We start from the raw sequence: 12767 nt of genomic DNA, 5'->3' as shown, positions 1-12767 counted from the left end.
GGACGGCACGCTGAATACGCGGAGAGGCGGCACAGTGCACAATGAATCCCATGACTTCCTTCGGTGACCTGCTCGGACCGCAGCCGGTCCTCCTCCCTGAACTGACCGACGCCGAAGACGCCATCGCCACCGGCACCGACCCCGTCGAGGTCGCCGCACAGTTTCCGGCCGCCTCGATCGCCTGGGCCCAGCTCGCCGAGGCCGCGCTGAAACGCGCCGGCGGCGAGGTCAACCACGACACCGTGGCCGCGTACGCGTTCGCCCGCACCGGCTACCACCGTGGCTTGGACCTGCTGCGCCGCAACGGCTGGAAGGGTTTCGGCCCGGTCCCGTGGAACCACGAACCGAACCAGGGTTTCCTGCGCAGCGTTGGCGCGTTGGCCGCCGCGGCGAAGACGATCGGCGAGACGGAGGAGTACGCGCGCTGCTTGGACCTGCTCGAGGATTGCGACCCGCGGGCCGCGACCGAGCTCGGTTTGGACTGAAGTCACCGGCCGGGTCCGAGTCATAGGTGAGCGAGCACAAGCCCTTCGTCGCCGTGGCCACTCCGGTTGTCGCGGCGGCCAAGGTGAGCACCGTCGGCCGGTATCGGGCGTCGGTCGAGCGCTTGCGGCTGTCGGCGATCCCGATCATCCAGTGTGCGCTGGGTGCGGCGCTGGCGTGGTTCATCGCGCACGACGTCGTCCACCACCCTGAACCGTTCTTCGCCCCGACCGCCGCGGTGGTCTCGATCGGCATCTCGTTCGGCGCGCGGGTGCGTCGTTCGGTGGAGTTGGTGGTGGGTGTCGCGGTCGGCATCGGCATCGGCGACCTGTTCATCGCCCAGGTGGGTACCGGTGTGTGGCAGGTGGCGCTGGTGGTCGCGGGTGCCATGGCGGTGTCGGTGTTCCTCGGCAGCGGCGTGCTGATGACGATCCAGGCGGCGGGTTCGGCGGTGCTGGTCTCGACGTTGCACCAGGCGCCGGGCGCGGGCCCCAATCGCATGATCGACGCGTTGATCGGCGGACTTGTCGGTGTGCTGATGGTCGCGCTGATCCCGCTGCACCCGGTGCGCCGTGCCCGCGAACACGCCGCCGACGTGCTGTCGGCGATGAGCAAGTCGATGATCTCCTGCGCCGAGGGCCTGCTCGAACAGAACTCGACCAAGGTGGCCGACGCGCTGGCCGCGGTGCGTGCCACCCAACCCCAGATCGACGCGTTGCGAGACGCGTTGGAGGGCGGCCGCGAGATCAGTCGAATATCGCCGCTGTACTGGAACTCCCGAAAACGGTTGGAACGCATCCACAACGCCTCGGACCCACTCGACAACGCGGTGCGCAACACCCGTGTCCTGCTTCGTCGTTCGCTGACGCTGGTTCGCGACGACGAGGTCCTGGACCCGCGCCTGATCGACCTGGTCGACCAACTGGGCCACGCCACCGATGTGGTGCGCAAGATGATGCTGGCCGACCCCGGCGAGCAACCCGATCAGGCCGAAGCCACCCGCGCCCTGCGCAGCGTGGCCAGGGACGCCCGCCCCGAGCTGGTCGCGGGCGCGGGCCTGTCGGCGCATGTGGTGTTCGCGCAGATCCGGTCGATCGTGGTGGACCTGATGGTGGTGTGCGGTTTGCAGCGCATCTCGGCGATCGCCCTGCTCCCGCCTACCGTGCCCAATCCGTATGTGACACCGGAGGAATGATCAGCGCCAGAAACGCGTCAACTGGCTGCCGTACGCGGCCCACACTTCAGGCACCCCGGACAGTCCGAACAGGGCGTAGACCCCGTTGAAGAACACGTCACTCAACGGCGTGAAGAAGATGACGGCGAACAGAATCAGCATGCCGTACGGCTTGAACTGATCCAGCGACCGTCGCGTCTGGTAGCTCAGCGACGGCTCGATGACCCCGTAACCGTCCAGGCCGGGCACCGGAAGAGCGTTCAACAGAAACGCCGTGATCTGCAGAAACGCCAGAAAGCTGAGCCCACACCAGAACGCGGGATGTTCGGCCATCGTCCCGAAAGCCCGGATCACCAGCAACAACACGATCGCGCACAGCGCGTTGGACGCGGGCCCGACCGCGCTGACCAACCGTTGCACACTGGTCTTGAATCGCGTGGTGTCCACGTACACCGCCCCACCGGGCAGCCCGATTCCGCCCAGCGCGATGAACACCAGCGGCAGCCCGATCGACAGCACCGGATGGCTGTACTTCAGCGGATTCAACGTGAGATACCCACGCACTTCCACCTCGTGATCGCCCGCCCGCCATGCCACATACGCGTGCGAGAATTCGTGCAGGCACAAGCTGACGATCCAGCCGAACACCACCAGCAGGAAAACGCCGACCTTGGCCTGCGTCGAGTCGATGTCGGCGTCCCATGCCAGCGCACCGCCCGCGGCGGTGATCAGCACGATGAGCAGGAAAACCGGGCTCGGCCGCACGTGGCCGGTCCGTCGATCCGACGGAAAAGAGTAAGTCATCGCACCAATAACCAGGGTTGTTCGAACCGATAGAACGTGGATCGGGGGACCGTGCGCTGCGCGGTGACTCCGTCGCGAGTGACCACCGCGCCGGGGCTGCCCAGTTGCGCGGCGCGCCCGGCGACCCAGGAGCGCTTGCGCAAACCCTTGCGCACACGCGCGCGCACACCGGGCATGGTCATGGTCGGGGAGATCAGCATCGTGGTGACCGTGCCGGTGAACAGCAGCGTGTCGTCGACATAGGCTTCGCCCTCGAGCTTCGCGCCGTCGACGCCGGTGATGCTCGCGCGCCCGACCAGCACGGTGCCGGTGTCGTCGCGGATCAACGGTGTCTCGATCGCGCGGCCCTCGACCGCGCGCTTGGCGGCGGCGTTGCCGGTGCCGGTCTGATAGACCCGCGAGCCGTAGGTGGTGTCGACGGGCACGAACCCGACTTCGACGTGCAGTCGATCGGTGCGCATCAGATGGGTCAGTACCGCGGCCAGCGACGCGTCGGCGCCCAACACGATCAGGCGCGGCAGACTGTCGGCCGCGAGCACGGGCAGCAATTCGTCGATCACCGCGACATCGGGCACGATCGCGGTCTGGGTGTTGGGGAGCGAGGCGAGCGCGATCGGGACCGGCATGTCACCGCATCGGAGAACGTGGGTACTCAAACTGCGGTACACCCTCCTCGGTCACACATACATCACTGCCGACTGGTAACCGTAACCGATCCGACCGGGCCCGGCGGGGGCAGGTCGACAGGACCTGATCAGGCGTGCGCTAGACTGTGTCCCCGGCCACCGCCTCAGTTCGGCAGGTAGCTGCAGCACCAGGTGCTGCCGTCGATCTGTAGGAGACTGCGAAATGCCGGCAATCGTGCTCATCGGTGCCCAGTGGGGCGACGAGGGTAAGGGCAAAGCTACCGACCTGCTCGGTGAGCGGTTGCAGTGGGTCGTTCGATACCAGGGCGGCAACAACGCCGGTCACACGGTGGTGCTGCCCAACGGTGACAAGTTCGCGCTGCATCTGATCCCGTCGGGCATTCTCACCCCCGGCGTCAAGAACGTCATCGGCAACGGTGTCGTGGTCGATCCCGGCGTGCTGCTCGACGAGCTCGCGGGCCTGGAAGAGCGCGGAGTCGACACCTCCGGCCTGCTGCTCTCCGCCGACGCGCACCTGATCATGCCGTACCACGTGGCCATCGATAAGGTCACCGAACGCTTCCTCGGCAACCGCAAGATCGGCACCACCGGTCGCGGCATCGGCCCCTGCTACCAGGACAAGGTCGCCCGCGTGGGCGTGCGCGTGGCCGACGTGCTCGACGAGAAGATCCTCACCCAGAAGGTCGAAGCCGCACTGGAATTCAAGAACCAGGTGCTGGTCAAGATCTACAACCGCCGCGCACTGGACCCGCAGCAGGTTGTCGACGAGGTGCTCGAGAAGGCCGAAGCGTTCAAGCACCGCATCTCCGACACCCGCCTCGAACTGAACCTGGCGCTCGAGCGTGGCGACACCGTGCTGTTGGAAGGCTCGCAGGGCACCCTGCTCGACGTCGACCACGGCACCTACCCGTTCGTCACCTCGTCCAACCCGACCGCGGGCGGCGCGGCGGTGGGTTCGGGCATCGGCCCGAACAAGATCGACACGGTGCTGGGCATCCTCAAGTGCTACACCACCCGCGTCGGCTCGGGCCCGTTCCCGACCGAGCTGTTCGACAACTTCGGTGAGTTCCTGGCCAAGAACGGCGGCGAGGTCGGCGTCACCACCGGTCGCGCCCGTCGTTGCGGCTGGTTCGACGCGGTCATCAGCCGGTACGCCACCCGAGTCAACGGCGTCACCGACTACTTCCTGACGAAGCTGGACGTGCTGTCGGGCCTGGACACCGTCCCGATCTGTGTCGCGTACGAGATCGACGGCGAACGCGTCGAACAGATGCCGACCACGCAGACCGGCTTCCACCACGCGAAGCCGATCTACGAGGAGATGCCGGGTTGGTGGGAGGACATCTCCCAGGCCCGCACCTTCGAGGAACTGCCGGCCAACGCGCAGGCGTATGTGCTTCGGTTGGAAGAGCTTTCGGGTGCGCGGATCTCGTGCATCGGTGTCGGGCCGGGTCGTGATCAGACGATTGTTCGGCATGATGTTTTGGCTTGATGTGAAGTAGTAGTCGAAAAGTCCGGTGCCGGTTTCGGTGCCGGACTTTTTTGTCGATTCGGGTTGCGTGCGTGCGGATTCGGAAGCTCCAGCGTGCGGGGGAGTGTCTGTTGACGAGTGGCATAGGTGCTGGTCACCCCGTGCGCACAGGGGTTATGTCAACCCGCTATCGATTTGTAGCATCCTGCTGGCTACCGATATTGTTCCGAGCGCGGCACGCGGGGACGTGCCATTACTTTGACTGTTGTTAGTGGGTGTTCGGCGTGATCCGTCGGTCTGTGAATGTGAACTCTTCGGCGGTGCGGCGGGTGGCTCGCCCTGCGGCGGGGCTGCTGCCCATGGCGTTGGCGGTTGCCTGCGCTGGTGTGGCGCTCGCGGTGCCGCAGCCGGGGGTTACCGAGCCGCCGGTGCAGCCGGGTGTGACCACCCAGGCGCCCGCCGATGAGGGTGGTCGGTCCGATCTGACCAAGTCCGACGGTCCGGATTCGCTGGGCCACCTCACGCCGCCGCGTCCCGAGACGCGCCCGGTGCCGGAGTACTCCACCCCGGCCCCGCCGATCGTGATCGAGGAACTCCACCTTCCTGAGCCGGTCGAGCCCGTCGCCCCGATCGCTCCGCCCGAGCGCACTCTCCGCGTCGGCGATTTCACCCGCCCGGTCCCGGATGAGGTGCCCAACGACATCCTCGACGGCGTCAACACCAACGCCGCCAACGTCGAAGCCGCTATCGCCACGGGTGGCAAGTCGGTCGGCATCGATCCGAGCCGCGCGGACAAGATCGCCGGCGCGACGGTCGGCGGCGCGCTGATCGGTGCCACGGTCGTCGGTGTTCCCGCGGCCGTTGTCGGCGCTGTTCCCGGTGCGCTCGCGGGTGCGGTTGTCGGCGCGGGCACGGGGTTCGTGGTCGGTGCGGTCACGACCGGTACTGCCGGTGCGATCCTCGCGGCCGCTGCGGCGGTGCCCACGGGTGGCGTCGGCTCCCTCGCGATTCTCGGTGCGAGCGCCGCGGCGACCGCGGGTGCCACCGGTGCCGGTGCGTTGATCGGCGCGGGCGTCGGTGCGGCCGCGGGTGCTGCGGTCGTCGGCATTCCCGCCGCGGCGATCGGCGCGGTCGGTGGCGGTGTCATCGGCAGCGTCGTCGGCGCGACGGCCTTCCCGGGCGCCCACCAGGGCACGCCGACCGGCCCGACCGAACAGCTCGAGGCCCTGGTCGACGACCAGCTCCTGCCGAACCTGCCCTGCCCGCAACTCCCCGAGCTCCCGCAGATCCCGCTGCCCCAGGTTCCCCTCCCGCAGGTCCAGCTCCCGCAGGTCCCCCTGCCGCAGCTGCCCGACTGCCCCTGCAAGGACTGACACACCGCACCCGGCGTAATCGACCAATCGGCGAGCTTTTCAGCCAAATCCTGACTGAATCGAGCCGAATTGGTCGATTACGCCGGGTGTCACCATCCGAAGGGTGCTCCGAGCGACCCCTTCGAACACTCGGGGTAGCGTCGAGACTGATTTCGGATGGAGGTGACTGATGGCGGTACGTGGTTGGCTCGCAGTGTCAGCGCTAGCACTGGCCCTGCTGCCCGGATGCGCGGCTCCGGACGATCCGACCCCGCCGCCCAGCGCAGCCAGGACCACCACGGTCTTACCCCCGGCCCAAACCCTGGCCCCCTCGCAGCAACGCAACGAACGCATCCGCGGCATGCTCTACGCCGCGGGCTGTACCAGCAACAGCTGTGTTCAGGCCTACTTCGCCTGCCTGGACGGCTATCTCACCGGCGAGCCGTGCCAGTTCTTCCGCGACAACCCGCCGCCACCGTAATCACCGTGCGCGAGTGAGGAATTCGCCGACGGCGGGTGCCAGGATCGAGATCTTCGGGTTGTGGCTCACCCCGGCCAGCTCGGCGAACTCCGCGTTCGGCAGCACCGCCGCGGCAGCCTTGGATCCCTTGGTGAGCAGCGGCGCGGTCCGGTCGCCCGCGAGCACGAGCACCGGAACCTGCACGCCCTTCCAATCGGCCGGTTCCAGCTTCACTCCACGCATGTACGGCTGCATCACCGCCCAGTCGTGCGCGGTCGAATTCGACGTCGCCGCAAGCTTTTTCCAGAACGGCGTCACCCGCATCACCCCGACCATCAGCGCGGGCATCCCCATCGCCTTGGTCATGTAATACCGAACTGTCTTGTCCCGCTTGCCCGCCGCGATCATCGGGTGCAGCTTGGCTGCCAAATCCTTGGGCGGCACATGATGTTTCGCGTCGACCACGAACGGCGGTTCGAACGCGACCACCTCGGTGACCCCGGCAATCTCCTGCGCCGCCAGCAGCGCGAGCACCGCACCGGAGGACCAGCCGACCAGTGCCGCCTGCCCACCCGCGACCTCGACCAGCGCCGCGATGTCCGCGATCTCGTTGGCCACGTCGTACACCCCGGGGGAGTCGGCACTGTCGCCGCGCCCACGCCGGTCGTAGTTGAGCACGGTCAGGCCGTAGTCGTCGGCCAGCGTCTGCGCGAGTTCGACCATCGTGGGGAACTCGCGGTAGCTGAAAGCCCCGCCGATCAGGATGACGGTCCCGGCGGTCCCCTCACCGACCCGGTCGTAGGCGATCGTAGTGCCGTCGGCCGACGTCACAGTCTGCATGGGGTTTCCTCTCGATAACGGGCCACCGCGCGAAACGGTACGCGATCGGCTCGTTCACAGAGACGAGGCCCGCACCGAGAACTAATCGGTGCCCTGATCAGAACAGCATCGGCTCGCCGAACCCCGGCGTCCGCTCGATCTCCAACAGCCGTGCCTTGGTGCCGATCCCGCCCGGTGCCGAGAATCCGTGCAGCGCGTGATCGGCCGCGAGCACCCGGTGGCAGGGAATGATCAGCGGAATAGGGTTGCGCCCCAACGCTTGTCCTACGGCCTGCGCCGAACCGGGTGCGCCGAGGCGACTGGCGATGTCGCCGTAACTGAGGGTGTGGCCCGGATCGATCTCGCGGGTCACCGCGTAGACCGCGCGATGGAACTCCGGCACCCCACGCAGGTCCACCGAGATCCACCGCAGCGGATCGACCGCCCCCTCCAGATGTGCGCGAATCCCCGCGATCGCGGAAACGATCACCGGCCCCGGCGCGCTTTCGGGCACCGGGGCTCCGTCGAACGGTCGGGTGATCCGCGCGAGAGTCTGCTCCTCGCTCGCCTCGGGTAACTGGAACCGGACGACAGCGTCACCGTGCCAGGCGATCGCGCACAGCCCGATGGCGGTGTCGAACAGTGCCGAGACCACCGTCTCGGTCTGCGTCGAATCACTCATGCGAACAGTGTGCGCCGACCCACCGACAAAGACACGCTCACGCGGCGAGCGATCCCGGATGCGTGTCGGACTGGACCTCGTGAAGGCCAGTTGTAGGAAACTGGACTGGCTCGTCGGTGTGCTCGTACGTCCGTCGGGCATCCAGATCTCGATAGAGTCGCTGTTCGTCGTACGTGCCGAAAGCCCGGTCGTGCGGGGAAGATTGGAAAGGCCAGAACGGCAACTCGCCCTCCTTGGGGGCGAAGTGGTAGACCGCCAAACCGACGGCGGTAGCAACGGCGAGGGCGAGGAAAGTGGTCATGTCGCAAGAATCCCCCGACTGGCCTTGCTTATAAATATCCACTTAAGGAATACTGGACTTTATGGCGACAAGAGTGATCGGCGCGGCGGGCCTGGCTCGCGACCTGGGCCGGTGGCGTGACCCCGAAACCGACGGCGATTCCGAACGCCGCCCCCACCGCCCCGCGTACCTGGCATTGGCCGAGGCCATCCGCCTGCTGATCCACGACGGTCGTGCCCCCCTTGGCGTGGCTCTGCCCAGTGAGCGCGATCTGGCGGGCACGCTCGGCGTCAGCCGCACCACCATCACGTCCACGTATTCGCTGCTGCGCGTACACGGTTACCTGATCAGCCGCCAGGGTTCCCGCAGCACCGTGGCCCTGCCGCCGACCATCGCGCACGACGGCGCCAAGCCGACCCGCGGCATCATGGCCCTGATGTCGCAGCCGGAACTGCCGACCATCGACATGACCTATGCCGCGATGCCGGCCGCCCTCGAACTCAACGACGCCTATTCGATTGCGCTACAGGGCATTCCGTCGTACCTGGGCACCCACGGCATGGACCCGGTCGGCATCCTCGCGCTGCGCGAAGCCCTGGCCCGCCGCTACACCGCCCGCGGCCTGCCGACCGAACCCGAGCAGATCCTGGTGACTCTCGGTGCGCAACACGGACTTCGGCTGCTGCTCAACGTCCTCGCTTCGCCCGGCGCCCGCGTGCTGATCGAACACCCCTCCTACCCGAACGCCATCGAAGCCATCCGCGACGTCGGCGCCCGCCCCATCCCGATCCCACTGCGCCCCGAATTCCCTGACGCCGGTTGGGATCTCGAAGGCCTGCGCAGCACCGCGAGGCAAACCGCCGCCACCCTGGCTTACCTCGTCCCCGACTTCAACAACCCCACCGGCCTGCTCCTGAACGCCGAGGGTCGCGAGGAACTGGCCGCCATCGCCCGCGACACCAGAATGACCGTGGTCGTCGACGAGTCGATGAGCGAACTGAACCTGTCCGACGCGCCGATGCCCCCGCCGGTCGCCGCGTTCGCGAAGGGTTCGGAGATCGTCACCATCGGTTCGGCGTCGAAGTCGTTCTGGGGCGGTCTGCGCGTGGGCTGGATCCGCACGAGCCAGCCGCTGATCACCAAGCTGCTGGGCATCCGCTCGACAGTCGACCTCGGCACCCCCGTGATGGACCAGCTGGCCACGGTCCACCTGCTCGAACACGCCGACCCCATCCTGCAACGCCGCCGCGAACAACTGCGCTCCCAACGCACCGCCCTGCTCGACGCGGTGGCCGAGGAACTGCCCGGCTGGCACATCGCGGCCGGCGCGGGCGGCATGTCGGTGTGGGCGCAACTACCCAGCCCCGTGTCCACCGCACTGGCCGCCACCGCCCCCAACCACGGCGTATTGCTGGCCGCCGGACCACGTTTCGGCGTGCAGGGCGCGTTCGAACGGTACGTCCGCCTCCCGTACACCCACCCCGAAGCCGACCTGCGCCTGGCCGTGAAGTCGATCGCCGCCGCCTACGACGCGCTGACCCCGCGCGCGACCGACCCCTTACAGCCGCTCACCTGCTACTGAACGCGCACGGGTTATGCCCGCGTGAAGCCGGTTCGGGGCGCACGGTTTCGTACCCCGCCCCGAACATGAACAGCACCGACAACACGAACGCCACCGCGGTCAACGGCGCCGCCATCGTGCTGCGATCGCTGCGATGACGGAACATCAACACCAGCAGACACAGCAGCGCGATGGCGGCCGCGGCCAGCAGTCCGGTCGCCAACCCGTTGAGCACGGTCACCATCACGGGCACGGGAGCGTCACTGCGACAATGGGTTTCGGTCGCCCATTCCGGCGGGGCGTTGAACAACCCTTCGGCCATGATGAACGACAGCACCCCCGCGACCAAGCTGGTGACCGCGATCAGTGCGGCGAGCACCTTCGGTGGACGCCTGCGAGTTCGGATCCCAGACCTGTCGTCGATAGAACGAAAGCCTACCGACGACAGCCCGACAAATCAGTCAGCCCAGACCGTTTCGATTGGTGTCGCGACCGACGGCGGGGGAGTCGGCGTGCCGCCGGGTGTGCGCGAGAAGCGCGGCGCGGGCGCGTGCTGGACCACGCCTTCGATCTCGATCAGGCCGGTACGGGCCACGATGTGCGGGTTCTCGGTGGCTTCGGTGAACGTCAGCACGGGGGTGGTGCAGGCGTCGGTGCCGTCGAAGATCGCGGTCCACTCGTCGCGGGTCTTGGTCAGGAATTTGTCGGTGAACAGCTTGCGCAACTGGTCCTGTCCGCTGGGGTCCAGCTGCTGCGGCAGACCTTCTTCGGAAATCTCGAGCCCGGCCAGCAGTTGCTCGTAGAACTGCGGCTCGATCGCCCCGACCGCCATGTACTTGCCGTCGGAGGTTTCGTAGGTGTCGTAGAACGCCATGCCGGTATCGAGGAGGTTCTCGCCGCGCTCGTCGGACCACAGCCCCACCCCGCGCATTCCCCACACGAAGTGCGAAAGGGCAAGCGCCCCATCGACCATCGCCGCGTCGATCACCTGACCCTTGCCGGAAGTCTGCCGCTCCACCAGCGCCGCGAGAATGCCCATCACCAGGAACATCGAGCCGCCACCGAAGTCGCCCACCATGTTCAGCGGCGGCACCGGCCGCTCACCTTTGCGCCCGATCGCGTTGAGCACGCCGGTCAGCGAGATGTAGTTGATGTCGTGCCCGGCGCGATCGGCCATCGGACCGTACTGGCCCCACCCGGTCATCCGGCCGTAGACCAGGCGCGGGTTGCGGGCCAGGGTCTCGTCGGGTCCGAGACCCATCCGTTCGGTGACGCCGGGCCGGAAGCCTTCCAGCAGCACGTCGGCCTTCTCGACCAGGTCGAGGATCTTGGCGACGTCGGCGGGATCCTTCAGATTCGCTTCGACGATCGTGCGCCCACGCCACTGCGGACGCTCGATGAAGCCGGGCAGCTGCCGGTGTCGCTGCACGCGCACCACGTCGGCACCGAGGTCGGCCAGCAGCAGCGCGGCGTGCGGACCTGGGCCGATGCCCGCCAACTCGATGACCTTGATCCCCGCGAGGGGGCCCTGCTTCGCGGTGGACTCCGTGCTCACGGGTGACCTCTGTTCATCGTCGAACGGTATTGACACTTCGACAATAGCGCCGGGGTGGCGGCTCGGGTAGAGCATGGGCGAGAATTCGGTGAGCGCGACTCGGCGTGGCAACGGGAGGACCCGGTAGTGAGCGTGTGGGGTGAGGTCGTTGTCGGCCTGGTGATTCTGGTCGGCATCGTCGGCGTGATCGTGCCGATTCTGCCCGGGGTGATCCTGATCTTCGGCGCGATCGCGGTGTGGGCGTTCATGACCGGCGGCGCGACGGCCTGGACGGTGTTGGCGGTGGCGACGGTCGCGGTGGTGATCTCCGGCATCGTGAAATACACCTGGCCAGGCAAACGAATGCGCGAAGCGGGCGTGTCGAACCGGGCGTTGCTGGTGGGCGCGGTGTTGGGCGTCGTCGGCTTCTTCGTGATCCCGATCGTGGGCCTGTTCATCGGGTTCGTGCTCGGCGTGTATCTGGCTGAGCTGTACCGCTTGAACACCAACCAATTGGCTTGGCCCGCAACAGTTCACGCGCTGAAAGGCGTAGGCCTGTCCATGCTGGTGGAGCTGTTCGGCGCACTGATCGCGTCGGGAGTCTGGCTCACCGGCGCAATTCTCAGCTGATTACTCGATAACCGGCAGCGGCCGCGTCTGATCGTCCGCGCCGGGCAGCAGATTGCGCGGAATCGGAATGGTCGGATTCTCCACGCGCACAGCAGGTGTCGCGTCGCGGTGCACCGGGGGCAGCCGGTAGAACTCGCGGGCATTGTCCTCGAGCACCGCGTGCATATCCGCGCCCACCACTTGGCAGATCAGGTCGATATCGCTGTCATCGAACGGCCTGCCCGCGCGCGTGCCCGGCAGATCGCTACCGAACATCAATGCCCCCGGATTGACGGTGTGAATGCGCCGCAGCGTCTCGGCCACATCCATCTCGACCCGCCCGAACCCGGTCGCCTTCACCCGCGCACCGCGATCCACCAGGTCCAGCAGATACGGCAACCCCTCCTCGGACATGCCGAGATGGTCGATCGACAAGGCGGGCAGTTTCGAGATCACCGGCTGCAACGAGGCCAGCATCTGCCCGTCGATATACAGCTCCACATGCCAACCGGCCAGTTCGTGCGCGCGCAACGCCTGCAACGTCATCTCGGTGATGTCGGCGGCGGCCCGCTTGAGGTTGAACCGCAGCGCCCGCACGCCCGCGCGATCGAGTTCGAGAATGTCGTCATCGGTGGCGTCGAGGTCAAGGCGGGTCACCCCGACCCACTCCGGTCCGAGCGCGGACAGCGCTGCCTTCAGATACGTCTGATCAGCTCCCTGAAAAGACGCACTGACGACAGCACCGCCGCGAACATCGAAGTGCCCCATGCGCTGTCGATAGTCATCGATCACGTAGGGCTCGGGTAGATAGCCTTCGTTCTCGATCAGCGGAAACCGCGGATCGATGATGTGGACGTGGGCATCGAACACGGGTACAGAATGCCCTATCTC

General features: G+C 67.1%; 15 protein-coding genes. 7 read left to right on the top strand and 8 right to left on the bottom strand.

The annotated features are described in order from the left end of the window. Positions 1-50 precede the first annotated feature (50 nt). Positions 51-485 carry a DUF3151 domain-containing protein gene (locus tag ACFWVD_RS17450; protein ID WP_379243843.1) on the top strand — a complete coding sequence of 145 codons (435 nt, stop codon included), beginning with the start codon at positions 51-53 and terminating at the stop codon, positions 483-485. 83 nt (positions 486-568) lie between these two features. After that, on the top strand, positions 569-1678 hold the full coding sequence (locus ACFWVD_RS17445; protein WP_379243963.1) for an aromatic acid exporter family protein: 1110 nt from the start codon (positions 569-571) through the stop codon (positions 1676-1678). On the opposite strand, the gene ACFWVD_RS17440 is transcribed toward ACFWVD_RS17445, so the two are convergent. Continuing rightward, on the bottom strand, positions 1679-2461 hold the full coding sequence (locus tag ACFWVD_RS17440) for a site-2 protease family protein (RefSeq protein ID WP_379243841.1): 783 nt from the start codon (positions 2459-2461) through the stop codon (positions 1679-1681). It lies immediately after the preceding gene. Then, on the bottom strand, positions 2458-3087 hold the full coding sequence (locus ACFWVD_RS17435) for a hypothetical protein (RefSeq protein ID WP_379243840.1): 630 nt from the start codon (positions 3085-3087) through the stop codon (positions 2458-2460). The genes ACFWVD_RS17440 and ACFWVD_RS17435 overlap by 4 nt, the downstream gene beginning before the upstream one ends. A gap of 223 nt (positions 3088-3310) precedes the next feature. Here ACFWVD_RS17435 and ACFWVD_RS17430 point away from each other — a divergent pair, with 223 nt between their 5' ends. From ACFWVD_RS17430 to ACFWVD_RS17420, 3 genes are all read left to right on the top strand, one after another. Continuing rightward, entirely contained in the window at positions 3311-4600 is a 1290-nt protein-coding gene (locus tag ACFWVD_RS17430; RefSeq protein WP_379243838.1) for an adenylosuccinate synthase, read from the top strand. Positions 4601-4908: 308 nt separating this feature from the next. Continuing rightward, positions 4909-5952: a hypothetical protein gene (locus ACFWVD_RS17425; protein WP_379243836.1), complete on the top strand. Its 1044-nt coding sequence runs from the start codon at positions 4909-4911 to the stop codon at positions 5950-5952. Positions 5953-6121: 169 nt separating this feature from the next. Further along, positions 6122-6412: a hypothetical protein gene (locus ACFWVD_RS17420; protein ID WP_379243834.1), complete on the top strand. Its 291-nt coding sequence runs from the start codon at positions 6122-6124 to the stop codon at positions 6410-6412. On the opposite strand, the gene ACFWVD_RS17415 is transcribed toward ACFWVD_RS17420, so the two are convergent. The 3 genes from ACFWVD_RS17415 to ACFWVD_RS17405 all read right to left on the bottom strand — a co-directional run bounded on the left by ACFWVD_RS17415 (position 6413) and on the right by ACFWVD_RS17405 (position 8193). Continuing rightward, positions 6413-7231 carry an alpha/beta fold hydrolase gene (locus ACFWVD_RS17415; protein WP_379243832.1) on the bottom strand — a complete coding sequence of 273 codons (819 nt, stop codon included), beginning with the start codon at positions 7229-7231 and terminating at the stop codon, positions 6413-6415. 97 nt (positions 7232-7328) lie between these two features. Continuing rightward, positions 7329-7892, bottom strand: coding sequence for a methylated-DNA--[protein]-cysteine S-methyltransferase (locus ACFWVD_RS17410; protein ID WP_379243830.1), 564 nt, complete (start codon positions 7890-7892; stop codon positions 7329-7331). 37 nt (positions 7893-7929) lie between these two features. Then, positions 7930-8193: a hypothetical protein gene (locus tag ACFWVD_RS17405; RefSeq protein ID WP_379243828.1), complete on the bottom strand. Its 264-nt coding sequence runs from the start codon at positions 8191-8193 to the stop codon at positions 7930-7932. A gap of 61 nt (positions 8194-8254) precedes the next feature. Here ACFWVD_RS17405 and ACFWVD_RS17400 point away from each other — a divergent pair, with 61 nt between their 5' ends. Then, positions 8255-9754: a PLP-dependent aminotransferase family protein gene (locus ACFWVD_RS17400; protein WP_379243826.1), complete on the top strand. Its 1500-nt coding sequence runs from the start codon at positions 8255-8257 to the stop codon at positions 9752-9754. Here the strand turns inward: ACFWVD_RS17400 and ACFWVD_RS17395 are convergent. Both ACFWVD_RS17395 and ACFWVD_RS17390 read right to left on the bottom strand, forming a co-directional pair. Beyond that, positions 9741-10112: a hypothetical protein gene (locus tag ACFWVD_RS17395; protein WP_379243824.1), complete on the bottom strand. Its 372-nt coding sequence runs from the start codon at positions 10110-10112 to the stop codon at positions 9741-9743. The genes ACFWVD_RS17400 and ACFWVD_RS17395 overlap by 14 nt on opposite strands. Before the next feature lie 78 nt (positions 10113-10190). Next, on the bottom strand, positions 10191-11288 hold the full coding sequence (locus ACFWVD_RS17390) for a CaiB/BaiF CoA transferase family protein (protein ID WP_379243822.1): 1098 nt from the start codon (positions 11286-11288) through the stop codon (positions 10191-10193). Positions 11289-11414: 126 nt separating this feature from the next. Here ACFWVD_RS17390 and ACFWVD_RS17385 point away from each other — a divergent pair, with 126 nt between their 5' ends. Then, complete coding sequence (locus ACFWVD_RS17385; RefSeq protein WP_379243820.1) at positions 11415-11897, top strand: DUF456 domain-containing protein; 483 nt, start codon at positions 11415-11417, stop codon at positions 11895-11897. On the opposite strand, the gene ACFWVD_RS17380 is transcribed toward ACFWVD_RS17385, so the two are convergent. Next, a complete protein-coding gene (locus ACFWVD_RS17380; protein ID WP_379243819.1) occupies positions 11898-12746 on the bottom strand; it encodes an amidohydrolase family protein in 849 nt (282 codons plus the stop codon). It abuts the gene before it with no gap. Positions 12747-12767: the final 21 nt, after the last annotated feature.

This window comes from Nocardia sp. NPDC058666, assembly GCF_042714895.1.
Classification (GTDB): Bacteria; Actinomycetota; Actinomycetes; order Mycobacteriales; family Mycobacteriaceae; genus Nocardia.
This window is presented reverse-complemented; position numbering and strand designations above follow the sequence as displayed.

Bases quoted from the DNA above. Each gene is read 5' to 3' on its own strand.
- ACFWVD_RS17415 (WP_379243832.1), bottom strand. From the start codon at position 7,231: ATGCAGACTGTGACGTCGGCCGACGGCACTACGATCGCCTACGACCGG.
- ACFWVD_RS17450 (WP_379243843.1), top strand. From the start codon at position 51: ATGACTTCCTTCGGTGACCTGCTCGGACCGCAGCCGGTCCTCCTCCCT.
- ACFWVD_RS17420 (WP_379243834.1), top strand. From the start codon at position 6,122: ATGGCGGTACGTGGTTGGCTCGCAGTGTCAGCGCTAGCACTGGCCCTG.
- ACFWVD_RS17435 (WP_379243840.1), bottom strand. From the start codon at position 3,087: ATGCCGGTCCCGATCGCGCTCGCCTCGCTCCCCAACACCCAGACCGCG.
- ACFWVD_RS17405 (WP_379243828.1), bottom strand. From the start codon at position 8,193: ATGACCACTTTCCTCGCCCTCGCCGTTGCTACCGCCGTCGGTTTGGCG.
- ACFWVD_RS17430 (WP_379243838.1), top strand. From the start codon at position 3,311: ATGCCGGCAATCGTGCTCATCGGTGCCCAGTGGGGCGACGAGGGTAAG.
- ACFWVD_RS17400 (WP_379243826.1), top strand. From the start codon at position 8,255: ATGGCGACAAGAGTGATCGGCGCGGCGGGCCTGGCTCGCGACCTGGGC.
- ACFWVD_RS17410 (WP_379243830.1), bottom strand. From the start codon at position 7,892: ATGAGTGATTCGACGCAGACCGAGACGGTGGTCTCGGCACTGTTCGAC.
- ACFWVD_RS17440 (WP_379243841.1), bottom strand. From the start codon at position 2,461: ATGACTTACTCTTTTCCGTCGGATCGACGGACCGGCCACGTGCGGCCG.